16 protein-coding genes are annotated in these 16,295 nt (G+C 64.9%); 10 read left to right on the top strand and 6 right to left on the bottom strand.

The window, feature by feature from the left end; genetic code table 11:
- The 6 genes from O0879_RS19420 (at position 1) to O0879_RS19445 (ending at position 5,392) form a co-directional block, all read left to right on the top strand.
- On the top strand, positions 1-708 hold the full coding sequence (locus O0879_RS19420) for a general secretion pathway protein GspB (RefSeq protein WP_289918248.1): 708 nt from the start codon (positions 1-3) through the stop codon (positions 706-708).
- Between the two features lie 100 nt (positions 709-808).
- Positions 809-2,296 carry an alkaline phosphatase family protein gene (locus tag O0879_RS19425; protein WP_289918250.1) on the top strand — a complete coding sequence of 496 codons (1,488 nt, stop codon included), beginning with the start codon at positions 809-811 and terminating at the stop codon, positions 2,294-2,296.
- A 106-nt stretch (positions 2,297-2,402) separates the two neighbouring features.
- Entirely contained in the window at positions 2,403-2,939 is a 537-nt protein-coding gene (gene mobB / locus O0879_RS19430; protein ID WP_289913411.1) for a molybdopterin-guanine dinucleotide biosynthesis protein B, read from the top strand.
- Between the two features lie 57 nt (positions 2,940-2,996).
- Complete coding sequence (locus O0879_RS19435; protein WP_034781856.1) at positions 2,997-3,197, top strand: YjfB family protein; 201 nt, start codon at positions 2,997-2,999, stop codon at positions 3,195-3,197.
- A 252-nt stretch (positions 3,198-3,449) separates the two neighbouring features.
- A complete protein-coding gene (locus O0879_RS19440; RefSeq protein ID WP_077400619.1) occupies positions 3,450-3,752 on the top strand; it encodes a DUF2282 domain-containing protein in 303 nt (100 codons plus the stop codon).
- Between the two features lie 17 nt (positions 3,753-3,769).
- Positions 3,770-5,392 carry a DUF692 family multinuclear iron-containing protein gene (locus O0879_RS19445; RefSeq protein WP_289918252.1) on the top strand — a complete coding sequence of 541 codons (1,623 nt, stop codon included), beginning with the start codon at positions 3,770-3,772 and terminating at the stop codon, positions 5,390-5,392.
- Positions 5,393-5,396: 4 nt separating this feature from the next.
- Here O0879_RS19445 and O0879_RS19450 read toward each other — a convergent pair whose 3' ends face one another.
- The 3 genes from O0879_RS19450 to fumC all read right to left on the bottom strand — a co-directional run bounded on the left by O0879_RS19450 (position 5,397) and on the right by fumC (position 7,520).
- Entirely contained in the window at positions 5,397-5,681 is a 285-nt protein-coding gene (locus tag O0879_RS19450) for a hypothetical protein (protein WP_034759786.1), read from the bottom strand.
- 126 nt (positions 5,682-5,807) lie between these two features.
- Positions 5,808-6,029, bottom strand: coding sequence for an RNA-binding S4 domain-containing protein (locus O0879_RS19455; RefSeq protein ID WP_035825476.1), 222 nt, complete (start codon positions 6,027-6,029; stop codon positions 5,808-5,810).
- A gap of 96 nt (positions 6,030-6,125) precedes the next feature.
- A complete protein-coding gene (fumC, locus tag O0879_RS19460) occupies positions 6,126-7,520 on the bottom strand; it encodes a class II fumarate hydratase (RefSeq protein ID WP_289906246.1) in 1,395 nt (464 codons plus the stop codon).
- A gap of 171 nt (positions 7,521-7,691) precedes the next feature.
- Between fumC and O0879_RS19465 the strand changes: the two genes are divergently transcribed.
- Positions 7,692-8,837 carry a hypothetical protein gene (locus O0879_RS19465; RefSeq protein WP_289918255.1) on the top strand — a complete coding sequence of 382 codons (1,146 nt, stop codon included), beginning with the start codon at positions 7,692-7,694 and terminating at the stop codon, positions 8,835-8,837.
- A 431-nt stretch (positions 8,838-9,268) separates the two neighbouring features.
- Here the strand turns inward: O0879_RS19465 and O0879_RS19470 are convergent, their stop codons facing one another.
- On the bottom strand, positions 9,269-9,520 hold the full coding sequence (locus O0879_RS19470) for a flagellar protein FliT (RefSeq protein ID WP_289918256.1): 252 nt from the start codon (positions 9,518-9,520) through the stop codon (positions 9,269-9,271).
- Positions 9,521-9,743: 223 nt separating this feature from the next.
- Entirely contained in the window at positions 9,744-10,571 is an 828-nt protein-coding gene (locus tag O0879_RS19475; protein ID WP_289918258.1) for an HDOD domain-containing protein, read from the bottom strand.
- Positions 10,572-10,709: 138 nt separating this feature from the next.
- Here O0879_RS19475 and O0879_RS19480 point away from each other — a divergent pair, with 138 nt between their 5' ends.
- From O0879_RS19480 to O0879_RS19490, 3 genes are all read left to right on the top strand, one after another.
- Entirely contained in the window at positions 10,710-12,779 is a 2,070-nt protein-coding gene (locus tag O0879_RS19480; RefSeq protein WP_289918260.1) for a M13 family metallopeptidase, read from the top strand.
- A gap of 70 nt (positions 12,780-12,849) precedes the next feature.
- Positions 12,850-13,485: a class I SAM-dependent methyltransferase gene (locus O0879_RS19485; protein WP_289906243.1), complete on the top strand. Its 636-nt coding sequence runs from the start codon at positions 12,850-12,852 to the stop codon at positions 13,483-13,485.
- Positions 13,486-13,659: 174 nt separating this feature from the next.
- Positions 13,660-13,845: a CsbD family protein gene (locus O0879_RS19490; RefSeq protein WP_077400637.1), complete on the top strand. Its 186-nt coding sequence runs from the start codon at positions 13,660-13,662 to the stop codon at positions 13,843-13,845.
- 73 nt (positions 13,846-13,918) lie between these two features.
- Here O0879_RS19490 and O0879_RS19495 read toward each other — a convergent pair whose 3' ends face one another.
- Positions 13,919-16,129, bottom strand: coding sequence for a S9 family peptidase (locus O0879_RS19495; protein ID WP_289918262.1), 2,211 nt, complete (start codon positions 16,127-16,129; stop codon positions 13,919-13,921).
- Between the last annotated feature and the right edge of the window lie 166 nt (positions 16,130-16,295).

Consider the following 16,295-nt stretch of genomic DNA (forward strand, 5'->3'; position numbering starts at 1 on the left):
ATGTCCTACATACTTGAAGCACTGAAAAAGTCGCAAGCCGAGCGCCAACTGGGCGAGTTGCCGTCGATCCACGCACCGCAAGTGCCGCTGCACGATGCCGCCGCATCCGGCGCCGTGCGGCGCGCGCCCGTGTGGCTGGCGCTGGGCGGCGTGACGGTGGCCGTGGCTGCCGCGCTGCTGCTGTGGCAGCCGTGGCAAGCGGACGCGGCGGCGCCTGCGGCCGTCGCCCCTGCCGTGCTGGCCCAGGCCGTGCCCGCGCCGCTGCCGGCAGCGCCGCCGCCTGCTGTCCCCGCGCCCGCGGCTGTGCCCGTACCCGTGCCACCGGCGGCCACCGCCGCGCCCGTGCACCATGCGAGGCCCGTGCCGGAACCGAAGCAGGAGACGCCAGGCCAGGCCGCTCCGCCTGTCCCCGCTCCGGCTCCCGCTCCCGCTCCGGCGCCGGCCATGCCCGCGCCAGCGCCCGCGCCGTCAGCCGAAGAGACCGTGCCCGGCATGCGCGACTTGCCCGAGCCGATACAGCGGCAAATCCCCGCCATCGCCATCGGCGGCTATATCTATTCGAAGAATCCGGCCGACCGCCTGTTGTTGATCGACAAGGTCTTGCGCCACGAGGGTGAGGAACTGGCGCCCGGCCTGGTGCTGGAAAAGTTGCAGCCGAAGGCGGCCATCTTCAGTTTCAAGGGCTACCGCTACCGCGTGCCATATTGAGTTGTTGTGCATCAAGGCCGGGCCGCCATAGCTGAACCATACTGGCCAGGCCTGGTCGAACCAGGGTCGCTGCGACCGTGTGCGCGGCCGGGGAGGTCCGATGATTGCTGCCGCAACTGCTGGCGAGGGTGTGCTTGATGCGCAGGGCCTGGGAAACCTGGCGCGCATCGACCATATCGTCGTGCTGATGATGGAAAACCGCTCGTTCGACCACATGCTTGGCTATCTGAGCCTGGAAGGCGGGCGCACCGATATCGATGGCTTGCAGGCCAGTCATGCCAACGTGCATGCGGGCGTGCGCTACCCCGTGCACCATTTGCTGCGCACGGCCTTTGGCCCGCAGCAAGACCCGTCGCATACGGGCATGTCGGTGGCGCAGCAATTGCAAAACAATAACGGTGGCTTCGTCGACGATTATGCGCAAACGCATCCGGGCGATCCCGACATCGACCTGGTCATGGGCTACTACAATGGGGCCGACTTGCCCATGTACGATTTCCTGGCGCAGCAATTCTGCGTCTGCGACCGCTGCTACAGCTCCGTGCCGGGCGCCACCTGGCCCAACCGCCTGTATGCGGTCAGCGGCAAGGCGGCCGGCAGCAAGGACAGCAAGCGCGTGCCCCTGTATGCGAACAAATCCTTCGTGCGCCACCTCGAGCGGGCCCAGGTCAGCTGGAAGTTTTATTCCGCCTGGAAACCCTGGAGCCTGGCGTTGACGGACGACCATTACCGCTCGTCCGACATGTACGAACCGTTCGGCTCCAGCGCCCGCCGCTATGGCTTCATCGGCGATGCGCTGGCGGGCGCCTTGCCCTCGGTCAGCTGGATCGATCCCCATTTCTTCGACAATGACGACCACCCGCCGGCCGATATCCGCGCCGGCCAGGCGCTGGTGGCGCAGGTCTACCAGGCCCTGTCGCGCGGTCCCGCCTGGGCGCGCACCTTGCTGATCCTCAGTTATGACGAGCACGGCGGCTTTTTCGACCATGTGCCGCCGCCCGTCGCCGTGGACGACGACCCTGCGTTTCGCCGCTACGGCGTGCGCGTGCCCATGCTGCTCGTGTCGCCGCTGATCGCGCCTGGCAGCGTCAGCCACGAGGTGGTCGATCACGCGTCGATCATCAAGACCATCCTGCAGCGCTTTTGCCGCGCCGCCGATGGCGCCTTGCCCCAGATGGGCGCGCGCGTGGCGGCCGCCAGCGGCCTGGGCGCCGTGCTGACCCTGGCGCAGCCGCGCGCTGCGCCTGCCGTGCCCGCAGCCGTGCAGGCGCAGCGGGCCGCCTGGGAAGCGGATGTGCGGGCGCAGGATTTCGCCCCGCTGGCGCCTGCTTCCCCGCCGGATGGCGCGCTGGCCGCCGCTGTCGCCGTTCCCTTCCAGTCCGATGCGGAGGCGGGCGCGATCGCCGCCCACCGGCAATTGGCGCGCAGGGCGAGGAATGCGCAGGCGGTGGATGGTAGAACGGCGAGTAAAACGGCGAGTCAAGCGGCGGGAGCGGCAGCGCCGAAGCCGGCGGGCAGGCGCCGGCGGCAGGGCGGCAAGCCGGGGCCCGCCAGTGCCAGGAATGGCGGGAAATCCGGCGGCGCTTGATTTGCGCGATGAGTTGCGCGATGAGTCGGGCGATGCGCGGTGCCTGCGCCAGGCGGCAGCGCCGGTGGGCTGCGTATAATCATTCCTTCTCAATCAAGGAGTGACCATGCACGATGCGATGCCCGCACACCCGGTACTCGGTGTGATCGGTCGTTCCGGTAGCGGCAAGACGACCCTGCTGGAATTTGTAGTGAAGGAAATGGCGGCGCGCGGCTTGCGCGTCAACCTGGTCAAGCACAGCCACCATGACCTGGCGCTGGAGCCGCCGCAGAAGGACAGCGCCCGCCTGCGCCTGGCCGGTGCGGCGGAAGTGCTGGTGGCGTCGCCGTACCGTTTTGCCATCGTGCATGAACTGCGCGGCGCGCCGGAACCCAGCCTGGCGCAGCAATTGGCCCGCATGGGGCCGGCAGACCTGACCCTGGTCGAAGGCTTCAAGACGGACCCGATTCCCAAGCTGGAAGTATTCCGTCCGGAAGTGGGGCAGGCACCCCTGTATCCGCATGACCCGCATGTGATCGCCGTCGCGTCGGACAGCCCGGCGCCGACCGATTTGCGCGAGGGCGTGCAATGGCTGGACTTGAATGCGCGCGAACACGTGCTGGCCTGGCTGCTGCTGCAGTTGGAAAATAAGCTGGAAAAATAAGCTAAAGGTTTGCCGGCGGCATCCGTTAACAAGGGTAGAACCTCATTGGAGAAACGTATGGACGTCGGAAGCATTGCTCAACTGTCAACCACGATGGCGGAGACAGGCACGCGGCAAGCCGTCGGCTTGACTGTCCTGAAAAAAGCCCAGGATATCCAAAGCTCGACCGCCACGGCCTTGCTGGCAGCGCTGCCACCGGTACAGTCGGCGCCAAGTCTGCCGGCTCACCTCGGCAACCGCATCAACACGACCGCCTGAGCGCAGTCCCGCGGCGCCCGTCTGGCGCTTGCATTACTTACGGCCACACCACCGTCATCGACGGTGGCGCGTGGGCGTTTTTGTCTGCAGCCTGCCTTCCTTCCGTTTTTCTCCCCGCCTCTGTCAAGTTGATTAATTGACCATGGTTCGCCATGGCACGGCCGATTCAGTAGAATGGCGTCCATCACCTCGCGTTGCCCATCGCGCAGCCCGGGGCGTGCCATTACTTTGACCCATGCAAGAGGATTCCCCATGAACAAACGTCAAGCTCTTATCGCCGCCGCCCTCGCGGGCATCTGTGCCGGCACCACCCTCAACGCGGCCGCGCACGATGGTCCCGCCCCCGGCGACAAGGAAAAGTGTTACGGCGTGGCCAAGGCAGGGCAGAACGATTGCGCCTCGTCCGACGGCGCGCACTCCTGCGCAGGCCAGGCGGAAGCGGACAACTTGCCGACCGAATGGACGTATGTTGCCAAGGGCACGTGCGAACAGGCGGGCGGTTCCGTCAAGCCCATCAAGGCCGGCAAGGCGGCAAAACCAGCCACGCAGCCGTAAGCATCCGCCGCCTGCCCATGCCGCCGCCAGTTCAAGCGCTTGCCGGCGTCGGCTTGCGCGCCGCGCACTACCGCGACTTCCTGGCGCGCCGCCCCAGGGTGGGCTGGCTGGAAGTACACACCGAAAATTATCTGCAGCCGTCGGGCTGGGATAACCATGTATTAGACACCCTGCGCCAGGATTACCCCGTCAGCCTGCATGGCGTGGGCCTGGGCCTGGGATCCGCGCGCGGTTTTTCCGAGAGTCACCTGCAGCGCGTGCGCGCCGTGGTCGAGCGCATCGAGCCGGTCCTCGTGTCGGAACACCTGAGCTGGGGCGCCGTGGCGCAGCAGCAACTCAATGATCTGTTGCCGCTGGCCTTGAATGGCGCCGCCCTCGATTTGCTCTGCGCCAGGGTGGGGAGGGTGCAGGATGTGCTGAAAAGGCCGATCTTGCTGGAGAATGTCTCCACTTACCTGCGTTTTGCCGACGATGCCATGAGCGAGGCGCAATTCCTGGCGGAGCTGGCGCGCCGCAGCGGTTGCGGGCTGCTGCTCGATATCAATAATCTGTATGTGAATCAGTGCAACCACGGCGAAGACGCTATGACGGCCATGCAGTCCATCGCGCCGGGCAGCGTGGGCGAGCTGCACCTGGGCGGCCATCTGATAACGCCGCATGCCGTGATCGACCATCACGGCGCCGCCGTGGCCGATCCCGTCTGGGACTTGTATGCGGCCGCCTTGCAGCATTTCGGCGCCGTGCCCACGCTGGTCGAATGGGATACGGACTTGCCCACCATCGATGTCTTGCTGGGCGAGGCGGACAAGGCGCAAGCCATGCTGGCGCGGCATGCGCCGCCAACGTCATGGCAGGGAATAGCGCTGCCGGCGCCGCCGCCGCCCGCGTCGCTTGATGCGCTGTCGGCCGGCCAGCAAGCGTTTGCCACGGCCTTGCTGGATGCCGAGGCAACATTGCCATCGTTCGCGGGAGAAGCGGTGCCGCAGCGTTTTGCACTGTATCGCGGCAATATGAACGCCACCTGGCGCCGCACCCTGGCGCACGCCTATCCCGTCGTGCTGGCGCTGGTGGGCGAGGAATTCCTGGGCGGCCTGGCGCGCGCGTATGGGCGGCAGATGCCATCCGATAGCGCCGATTTGAACCAGTTTGGCGCCCGTTTCGCCGATTTTCTGGCCACTTTCCCGCATATCTCCGACTTGCCCTATCTGCCGGACATGGCGCGCCTGGAATGGGCCGTGCACCTGGCCCATTACGCGGCCGATGCGCAGGGCCTGGCGCCCGAGTCGCTGGCCGCCTTGCATCCCGACCAGTTGGAAGTGCGGCGTTTCAGCTTGCATCCCGCCTGCGCCTTGCTGGAATCGGATTGGCAAGTGGCGGCCCTGTGGCAGGCGCATCAGGAGGGAGGGCGGCAGGGGATGTTTCCGCAGGATATGCAGGTGGCGAGCTGCGCGCTCGTATGCCGGACGCGCTGGAAGGCGCAGGTGCTGCTACTGGATGCGGCTGCGCATGCCGCCTTGCTGGCGTTAAGGCAGGGGCAGACGTTTGGCGCCGCGCTCGATGCTGCATTCGAGCTGGACCCTGCATTCGACCTGGCCGCGCACTTGCGCCAGTGGCTGGCGCATGCGGTGTTGACGGCGTGAGGGGTTATTCGAAGGCCCGCAGCAGACGCGCCTCGCCCGTCTGATCGCGGTACAGGGCATTCGCGGCCAAGGTGGCGTCCATCATGCGCGTGACTTGCTCTTCTTCAAAGCGGGCGAGTTCGGCCGTGGCCGCGACGAGGGCCAGTTCCAGCCTGGCGCGCGCGCTCTGGTACAGGCTGCTGGTGTATTTGTCTGTGTTACGCAGCAATTCTTCCGCGTTTTCTATTACCTGGCGCAAGTCGCCGATCAGGCGTTCCTGGCTGCGCGTACCTTGTTCGGGATGGTCCATGGCGCTTCCCTTCTGCAATCGATATTTATCTGACAATAACGACGTGTTTGCAGCTTGATCCAGGCAGCCGGCTGGCAGCGGCGCTGGCTGGACGCATGGGGCTGCTTTCGCACCCCCATGCCGGGGTCAGACGGGAGCGACGACCGTGATACGGATATCGCCCACGCTGACGACCTGGCCGGCACGGATCTTGGCGGTCTTGCGCAATTCCTTCTTGCCATCGACCTTCACCACGCCGCTATCGACCATGACCTTGCCTGCGCCACCGCTGTCGCACAGGCCGACCAGCTTCAGCAGCTGGTTCAGCTCGACGAACTCGGATGTTAAATCAAAGCTTACTTTTTGCATTGTATCCCTTATTGCAACGATGTGTTTTAAACACTTAATGACGGTGTCAACTAAGGTCATAGTTTACATGAAGCCAGGAGGAATGCAGGCTGAGCCTTAACTTTTGTTGGGCCGCGTCATGTCCAGGGGCACGATCCACGCACCGAATTGCTCTTCCGTCACAAAGCCCAGGGCCAGCGCCGCTTCCTTCAAGGTCGTGCCTTCATGCTGGGCCTGCTTGGCGATTTGCGCCGCCTTGTCGTAGCCGATGTGCGGCGCCAGCGCCGTGACCAGCATCAGGGAGCGCTCCATCAGTTCGGCGATGCGCTCGCGGTTCGGCGCGATGCCGTGCGCGCAATGCTCGTCGAAGCTGCGCATGCCGTCGCCCAGCAGGCGCGCGCTTTGCAGGAAGTTGTGCGCAATCAAGGGCTTGAAGACGTTCAGCTCGAAATTGCCCGAGGCGCCGCCCACCGTGATGGCGACATCGTTGCCGAACACCTGGCAGCACAGCATGGTCAGCGCTTCGCATTGGGTGGGGTTGACCTTGCCCGGCATGATGGAGCTGCCCGGCTCGTTTTCGGGGATGGTGATTTCACCGAGGCCGGAACGGGGGCCGGACGCCATCCAGCGCACGTCGTTGGCGATTTTCATGAGGGCCGTGGCCAGGGTTTTCAGCGCGCCATGGGCGGCCACCAAGGCGTCGTGGGCCGCCAGCGCGGCAAACTTGTTGCTGGCCGTCTCGAACGGCTGGCCCGTCAGGCGCGCCAGTTCCGTCGCGATGCGGCCGGCAAATTCCACGTGGGCATTCAATCCCGTGCCCACGGCCGTACCGCCGGCGGCCAGCTGCAGCAGCGGCGGCAACGATGCCGTGATGATGTGCTCGGCAAAGTCCAGCTGCGCCACGTAGCCGGAAAATTCCTGGCCCAGGGTCAGCGGCGTCGCATCCTGCAAGTGGGTGCGGCCGATCTTGACGATGTCGGCAAATTCCGTGGCCTTCGCGTCCAGCGTGGCGCGCAGCTGGCGCAGCGGCGGCAAGACCGTGTTGGCGACGGCCAGGGCTGCGGCCACGTGGATGGCGGTGGGGAAGATGTCGTTCGAGGACTGGCCCAGGTTGACGTCGTCGTTCGGGTGCAGCAGGCGCCCCTCGCCCCGCAAGCCGCCGATCAGCTCGGAGCCGCGGTTGGCCAGCACTTCATTCATGTTCATATTGCTTTGCGTGCCAGAACCCGTCTGCCAGACGGCCAGCGGGAATTCCGCGGCATGCTTGCCGGCCAGTACTTCGTCGGCCGCTTGCGTGATGGCGATGGCTTTCTTGCCATCCAATAGACCCAGGTCCAGGTTGACGTGGGCGGCCGCGCGCTTGACGGTGGCCAGGGCGGCGATCAGTTCGGGCGGCATCTTTTCCGTGGAGATATGGAAGTGCTCGAGCGAGCGCTGCGTTTGCGCTCCCCATAGCCGGTCGGCGGGTACGTCGATCGGGCCGAAACTGTCGCGTTCGATTCTGCTACTCATGGCATCCCTTTCATCGATGGAGGTGGATCGAGTGTACTCCAGGCGTCAAAAAAGCACAGGATGATGCTGTATTGCATCATTTTTGCCCTGACCCATCTATATTTTTGCGATTTCCTGCCGTTAAAGACAGGCGAGTTCCCCTTCCTATCCTGTTATCAAAGCGATCAGTCCATGCAGAGCAGCATCTTTCCCCGTTGGTCCCTGATCGCGTGCGCCGCCGCCAGCCTGGCCTTGCCGCCCGTCATGGCGGCCGAACTGGGTGACATGGCCGTGCTGTCGTACGTGGGCCAGCCCTTGCTGGCGGAGATCGAACTGACGGCCCTGGCGCCCGAAGAAGCCGGCGGCGTGGCCGTGCGCCTGGCTTCGCCCGATGTGTACCGCGGCGGCGGCATCGGCATGGATCCGGCCCTGCAAACCTTGACCATCAGCCCGCTGGAGCGCGGTGGACGCCACTATGTGCGTGTGACAACGCGGCAAGCGATCCAGGCAGGCCACGTGCACCTGTATTTATTGCTGGGCAGTGGCAATGGCGCCGTCGTGCGCCTGGGCACCTTGTGGCTGACGCCGGCCCCGCCCGCCGCCGCCGTCGCCGCTGTCAGCGCGCCAGCCAGGCCCGCCGTTCCGGCGCCCGCGCCCGCGCCCGTGCCGCAACCGTTGCCATTGCCGCGCGCCGTGTCCGCCGCGCCGTTGCCCGATGCCGCCGCCTTGGCGGCCCGCGCGCGCGCCGAAGGCCTGGTGCGCCCGGCGCGCGTGTTCGTGCCGCCGCCCGCCGTGCCCGCGCCGGCCGCTACCGCACTGCGTTCGGCGCCGTTGCGCCGCGCCACGGCGCCCGTCGCCGCTTGCGCGCCGCAAGCCAATATGGAGCAGGCGCAAGCATGCGTGGCGCTGGATGAGAAAAACGCGGCCCTGAATGACAAGCTCGGCGAATTGGAAGGCAAGATCGGCGCCTTGCAACAGGCGCTGGCGCAACCTGCCGCCGCTGCTGCCGCCGTTGCGCCGGTTGCCGCGCCGGCCGAGGTGCAGGCGCCGCATGCCAAGCCCAAACCCCTGCACGCGGCGCCGGCAGCCGAGAAGAAGGCGGGCGGCAACGGTTTGCTGTGGCTGGGTATCGGCACCCTGGCCTTCCTGTTGCTGACGGCCCTCGTCGTGTATGTCGTGCGCAAGCGCAGGCAGGCGGCGGGGCCTAGTGCGCCGTCGAAATACTGGGTCTTGCTGCGCAAGCCATTCGGCCGCAAGAAGAAGGAGGCGCCCGTGCTGACGGAAGCGGTGGAAGAGGGCGCGGCGGATGAGCCGGAACCGGAGCCGTTCTCGCGTTGATGATGTTGCAAGGGCTACGTCAAGGCGGTGCCGGAATTTGATATAAAAAAAGATATTGAAAAAAGACAGAAAAATGCGCGTATCGCGTGTTGCCTGTTTCTTAAATATGGTGATATGATTAATTCAGTGGACTTGCTCTACGACAAAACAGCCCCAGCCTGGCGCAGTCACCAACGATAGTGTGGCGCGGCAAACAGGTGTAGCGTTGCATAAACGCCTGGGTCTGGAAGCGGTTCGCGATGCCGACGATGTGCTCGCGAACGCCGGATGCAACCGGCAGCGAGGCGACGCCAGGAGATACCTGGGGCTCGCCTTCCAAATTCCCCTTCCTTGTTTCCCGAGCGCCGCAGATGGCGCGCTCCCCGGCAAGGCGGCAGACGTAAAAAAAGCACCCGCGGGTGCTTTTGTCGTTTCTGGCGCTGCAATATGACTTACATGCGGGCGCGCGAACCTTGCATGGCGTTCGGCAGCTGCGTCATCCACGGTTCCGTGATGGTGCGGATTTCGCGGTCGTTGGCCAGGATTTGCTTGAGTAAGTCGATCTTGCGCAGGCGCGAGGCGCCGGCCAGGGCGGGTACCTTGCCCGTCATGACCGTGCTGGCGGCGCTGGCGCACTGGTTTTCCAGGGCATCCAAGTCATTCCAGTCGCTCGAACGTGCGGCCACGACCATTTTATTGGTCATTCCTGCAATATTTTCATACATCGAGAGAACGTCGTTGGAGGTCATGAGCACACCCGTAACTAGTGAATGGATTACCGCTTGTCTAGATTAACGGCGTGCTTAACGGGAACTTGAGGGTGTTTTTGAAAAAAAAGTGAAAATAATTTGGATAATTTTGGCGATCCGCAGGAATCGCCCGCAAACCCGCATGGATGCAGGGTCGGCGATGCCGGCGGTGGGGGATTTATTTGACGAGTTCTTCCAATCCCGCGCTCAGTTCGGCTGGCGGCGGCATCTTGTCGACCAGTACCGAGGGCGGCAAACCGAGCGCTTCGGCCACGCTGCCGGGGTAGCAGGCGATGATTTCTTCATTGCTCAGGGCGTTTTCATCGATGCGGGCGCGCCAGGCGGCCAGGTGGATGATGGCGGCCAGGCGGTTCAGCGGCGCCTTGGCCAGCGGGTCGGGAAAGGCGGCGATGGCGTCGGCAAAGGCGCCGGGGAACTTCCAGTGGCGCGCCAGTTCGGCGCCCACCTGCGCATAGTCATAGCCCAGCGAGACCCGCTCCGCGTCGAGCCGGCGCGCATCGAGCGGTGGCGCGATCTTGTCAAGCTGCATGGCTTGCTCGGGCATGGCGGCATGGATCACCAGTTGTCCGATCGCATGCATCATGCCGATGGTGAACGCCAGGTCCTGGTTGTCGCCCGTCTGCCTGGCGATCCAGCGGGCAGACACGGCGCTGTGCAGGCTGTAGCGCCAGAATTGCGGCAGGTTCAGGCCGGGCACGGCCTTGAAGCCGCTGACCAGGCCCGAGCTGATGACGAGGGTGCGCACGGTAACAAAACCGAGCATCAGCACGGCGTCTTCCACCGTGCCGATGCTGCGCGAGACGTGGTAATAGGCTGAATTGGCCAGCCGCAGCAGCTTGGCGCTCAAGGCCGGGTCCGCTCCCAGCTGGCGCGCGATGTCTTCGGTGGCGATGGCGGGGTTGTCGAAACTGCGCACCAGTTCATCGACGATCTTCGGGGCGGCAGGCAGGGCGTGGGGTTGCTGGAACAGCGCTTCCAGTTGCATGGCAATCTCCTTGGCGTACGCGCGGCACGGGGTCGTGAAACTATAGGCCGATTTTTTGTCCGCATGCAAAAAAGTTCCCGGATGCTTTTTGCATGGGAAACAGGCTATGATTTTGACTATTCCATCGAAAGGATCGCCATGCACGGTTTGCGTTTTTCCTGGTCCCGGACGCCAGTCCAGGCCGCCATCGTCCTCGCCCTGGCCGGCGTTTCGCTGACCGGCTTGCCCGCCCGGGCGCACGGCCAGCCGGCCGCCGCCGATGTCGCCGGCGCCGCCGTCCCCGCTGCCTTGCCCGGCGACGACTTCTATGACTACGTGAATGGCGACTGGCTGCGCGGCACGGAGATTCCCGCCGACCGCAGCAGCTGGGGTTCGTTCGCCATCCTCGCCAATGCGACCAACGAGCGCATCATCGCCCTCGTCGAAGGCCTGGCGGCGGCGCCGCAGGCCGATGCCTCCGCGCGCCAGGTCAGCGATTTTTACCGTTCCTGGATGGACGAATCGGCTATCGAAGCGAAAGGCTGGGCCCCGATCAAGCCCTTGTTGAGCAAGATCAATGGCATACGCGACCAGGCAGGGCTGGCCCGCGCGCTGGGCGAGAGCTTGCGCGCCGATGTCGACCCGCTCAATTCCACCAATTTTTATACGGAAAACCTGTTCGGCCTGTGGGTGGCGCAAGACTTGAACGACACCACGCGCAATGTCGCCTACCTGCTGCAGGGCGGCCTGGGCTTGCCCGACCGCGCCTTTTACCAGGACGACAGCGCCCGCATGCAGGGCTTGCGCGCGGGCTACCAGGCGCATATCGCCGCCATGCTCAAGCAGGCCGGCTACCGCGATGCACCGGCCCGCGCCGCGCGCGTGTTTGCGCTGGAACAGAAAATTGCCGCCAGCCACGCCAGCCGCGAGGATTCGGCCGATGTCGCCAAGGGCAATAACGCGTGGCGCGCCGCCGACTTCGCCAGCAAGGCGCCGGGCCTGGACTGGCAAGCTTTCTTCCAGGCGGCGGGCCTGGGCAAGCAGACGGATTTCATCGTCTGGCATCCGACGGCCATGACGGGCAGCGCCGCGCTGGTGGCGAGCGTGCCGCTGGCCACGTGGAAGGATTTCCTGGCCTTCCACGCCATCAACCATTTCAGCACCACCTTGCCGAAGGCGGCCGCCGACCAGCGCTTTGCCTTCTATGGCAGCGCCCTGAGCGGCACGCCGCAGCAGTCGCCGCGCAGCAAGCGCGCGCTGGCCGCGACGAATGCGGCCCTCAGCGACTCCGTCGGCAAGCTGTACGTGGAACGCTATTTCCCGCCGGAATCGAAAGCCCGCGTGCAGGAGATGGTGACGAATATCGTCGCCGCCTTCTCGCGCCGCATCGACAAGCTGGACTGGATGGCGCCCGCCACCAAGGCGCAGGCGCAGGAAAAACTGCAAACCCTGTATGTGGGCGTGGGCTATCCGGAACGCTGGGACAGTTATGCTGGCTTGCGCGTGGTGCGCGGCGATGCGCTGGGCAATGTGCAGCGGGCGGAACAGTTCCACTATCGCCAGGAGCTGGCCAAGCTGGGCCAGTCGCCCGACCGCAAGGCCTGGGCCATGCCGGCGCAGCTGGTCAATGCCGTCAACCTGCCGCTGCAAAATGCGCTGAACTTCCCGGCCGCCATCCTGCAGCCGCCATTCTTCGACCCGCAGGCATCCGATGCGGCCAATTACGGCGGCATCGGCGCCACCATCGGCCACGAGATCAGCCACAGCTTCGATGATCAGGGCGCCCAGTTCGACGCCCAGGGCAAGCTGCGCGACTGGTGGACGCCGGCCGACCTGGCACATTTCCAGACGGCATCCAAGCAATTGGTAGCGCAGTTCGCGGCCTACAAACCATTCCCCGACCTGGCCGTGAATGGCCAGCTGACCCTGAGCGAAAACCTGGCCGACCTGGCCGGCGTGGCGGCCGCGCATGATGCGTTCACCCTGTCGCAGCAGGGCAAGCCGGTGCAGGCGGGCGCCGACCGCGATTTCTTCACGGGCTATGGCGTCAGCTGGCGCAGCAAGGCGCGCGAAGCGGCGGCGCGCCAGCAGATCCTCACGGATGGCCATGCGCCGGCGCAATACCGTGCCGCCACCGTGCGCAATCTCGACGCCTGGTACCCGGCCTTCGACGTCCAGCCGGGCCAGCAGCTGTACCTGGCGCCGGAGCAGCGCGTGCGCGTCTGGTAAGAGTGCTGACGCTGCCGGCCGGGGAACTGGTCGGCAGCGTAAAATGGCGGAACATATCGACAGGACCGCCATGCAGCCAAGCCCACCGCAAGACCCCATCCACGCCATCACGGGCCGCACCCTGGCCCATTACGACGCCAGCGCCGAGCAGTTTTTCGAAGGCACGCGCGACCACGACGTCAGCCAGAACATCGCCGCGCTGCTGGACGCCATCGGCAAGCCGGCGCCGCTGGCCATCCTCGACCTCGGTTGCGGCCCTGGCCGCGACCTGAAGGCGTTCACGGCCATGGGGCATCACGCCACGGGCGTCGATGGCTGCCCCCGCTTCGTCGAGATGGCGCGCGCCTACAGCGGCTGCACCGTGTGGCAGCAGGATTTCGTCGACCTCGATTTGCCGGCCGCGCACTTCGACGGCGTGTTTGCCAATGCCGTGCTGTTCCACGTGCCCAGCGCCGTCTTGCCCGGCGTGCTGCGCGCCTTGCACGCTTGCCTGAAGCCCGGTGGCGTGCTGTTCAGCTCGAATCCGCGCGGGCAGAACCAGGAAGGCTGGAATGGCGCCCGCTACGGCAGCTATCACGACGAGGAGACGTGGGCCGCCTACGTGCAGGCGGCCGGTTTCAGCCTGCTCGACCAGTACTACCGCCCGCCGGGCTTGCCGCGCGACCAGCAGCCGTGGCTGGCCACCGTGTGGCGCAAGCCCGCGTGATCGCCGATATTGGCGCAAATTGAGCATGTGTTAGGAACCGTACAGAGCATTGATCCCCCGCCCCGTAGTATGGACACATCGACACGCAGCAAGCAGTTTGCAACAGCGTGTGAGCCGCAGTACCGGCCCTTCGGGGCCGGACAACAGATGTACCAACTACAGTGAGGATCCATCATGAACAAAGATCAAGTCGAAGGTAAACTGAAGGAAGTCGGCGGTAAAATCCAGGAAGCCGCTGGCAAGATCGTCGGCAGCGAAGAACAGCAAGCCAAGGGCCTGGCAAACCAGGTCGAAGGCAAAGTGCAGAAGAAAGTCGGCGACGTCAAGGACGCGGTGGAAACCGTTACCCGTAAGCCGTAATCTGGCGCACGCATAAAAAAACCGCCGCCTGTCGCGAGACAGGCGGCGGTTTTTTATTTGATGCCGGTCAAACCTATTTCACTGGATCGGCCAGGTTCTGCTTGAAGAACAGCTCGATTTTCTTGTACACGTGGCGCTGGCCCGCGCGCGACGAGATGCCGTGCTTGGCGCCAGGATACGTCATCAGGTCGAACTGCACGCCGCGGTTCACCAGCGCGTCGATCAGGCGCGTGCTGTTGCTGAACAGGACGTTATCGTCGGCCATGCCGTGCACCAGCAGCAGCGGCGACTTCAGGCCGTCCAGGTGGGCGAACACCGTGCTGGCCTTGTAGCCGTCCACGTTTTCCTTCGGCATGCCGAGGAATTGCTCCGTGTAGTGGGTGTCGTACAGCGACCAGTCGGTCACGGGCGCCACGGAAACGCCCATGGCGATCTTGTCGGACGCTGCCGACAGCAAGCGCAGGGTCATGAAGCCGCCGTAGCTCCAGCCGAACACGCCGATGCGTTTCGCATCGACGAAGCTTTGCTTGCCCAGCCAGTCGATGCCGACCAGCTGGTCGGCCACTTCCGCCGCGCCCAGGTTGTGATAGATGGCGTCCGTGAACGCGCGCTCGCGGCGCGACGAGCCGCGGTTATCGAGGCGGAAGACGACAAAGCCCTGCTGCGCCATGTACTGGTCGAAGTTGTTGCCCCAGCGGCGAGCCACGTGCTGCGAGTGCGGGCCGCCATACGTCGACAGGTAGACGGGATAGCGCTTGCCGGCGTCGAAGTTCGACGGCTTGACGATCGAATAGTGCAAGGTCTGGCCATCGTTGGCCTTCAGGGTGCCGTATTCGGTCGGCAGGTGGTCCGCCTTGTACTTGAAGTATGGGTGGCTGGCGTTCAGCGCGTTTTCTTCCAGCCAGCCCACCATGGCGCCGTCCGGACGGCGGATGCTCACTTGCGGCGGCGTGGCCGGGTCCGAGTACGTGTCGACGAAGACTTCGCCATTGCGCGAGAACGTCGTGTCGTGCCAGCCATCGGCTTTGGTGACGCGCTGCGGCTTGTCGGCCGTGCTGCCGTCCAGCGCAAGGGCGTAGGTCTGCTTGTCGATGACGGCGTCGCGGTTCGACGATACGTAGACCTTGCCCGTCTTCTGGTTCACGGCCAGCACGCTGTCGATGCCCCACTCGCCGGAAGTGACCGGGTGCAGCAGCTTGCCGCCCATGTCGTACAGGTACAGGTGGTTGCGGCCCGTGCGCTCGGACGACCACAGGAACTGGCCGTTCGGCAGGAAGCGCAGGTCGTCATGGATGCTGACCCAGGTTTTCGACGTTTCCGTCAGCAGGGTGCGCTGCGCCAGGGTGGCCGCATCGACGGCGACCAGGTCGAGGGTCTTCTGGTCGCGCGACTGGCGCTGGTACACGAGCGACTTGCCGTCCGCGCTCCAGTCGGCGCGCACCAGGTAGATGTCCGGGTTCGTGCCCAGGTCCACCTGGCGCTGCGCGCCCGTTTCCGGCGAGACGATCAGCAGCTGCACCAGCACGTTCGGGTCGCCCGCGGCCGGGTAGCGCTGCTCGACGACGTCGGTGCGGTCGGCGAAGATTTCGAAGCGGCGCACGACGGGCACGGGCGCTTCGTCATAGCGTTTATAGGCGATGGCGGAATCGTCGGGGGCCCAGTAGTAGCCGGTGCGCTGGCCCATTTCTTCCTGCGCCACGAATTCGGCTTCGCCGTTGCGGATGGTGCCCTTGCCATCGGTGGTCAGCTGGCGTTCCTTGTTCGTCTTGAGGTCGATCACATAGATGTTTTGATCGCGCACAAACGATACGTAGCGGCCTTTCGGCGAGATTTTCGGATCGAGCACATTGCCCTTGGCGACCAGGCGCGCCTTGTCCGGGTGGGCCGCGTCGACCAGGTACAGATTGCCGGCCAGCGGCACCAGCAGCTGCTTGCCGTCCGGCGACCAGCTGTAGCTGAGAATGCCGTTCAGGCTGGCCGTGCGCTCGCGTTCGCGGCGCGCCTGCTCTTCGGGCGAAATCGTTTCATTCGGCACCAGCGCCTTCGAGTCGACCAGGCGGTGCGTGCTCTTGTCCTTCAGCTTGAATTCCCACAGGTCGAGCTGGAACTGGTTGTCCGCGCGGCCGCGCAGGAACGTGACGCGCTCGCCGTCGGGCGAGACCTTCAGGTTGCGCACGCCGGGGCCGGCCAGCGCCGGATCGGCGTGGATGCGTTCCAGGGTCAGCTTTTCAGCCGATGCGGGAACGCTGGCCATCGCGGCCAGAAAACAAAGAATAAAACGCATGGATGTCTCGGTGATTGTAAAGGGATGTCAAGAAGATGCTTGACAGCAAACGATACCAGAGCACGGCGTTTAATGCGATAGGGCCAGCCACGGAATAATCCGGCAATTGCCTTCTTTACTTTGGCGGAAAGAGTGCGGCGCTGGGGCTTTGTATGGCGAAGCAGGG

The sequence above is a fragment of the Janthinobacterium sp. SUN120 genome, assembly GCF_030397735.1.
Classification (GTDB): Bacteria; Pseudomonadota; Gammaproteobacteria; order Burkholderiales; family Burkholderiaceae_D; genus Janthinobacterium; species Janthinobacterium kumbetense.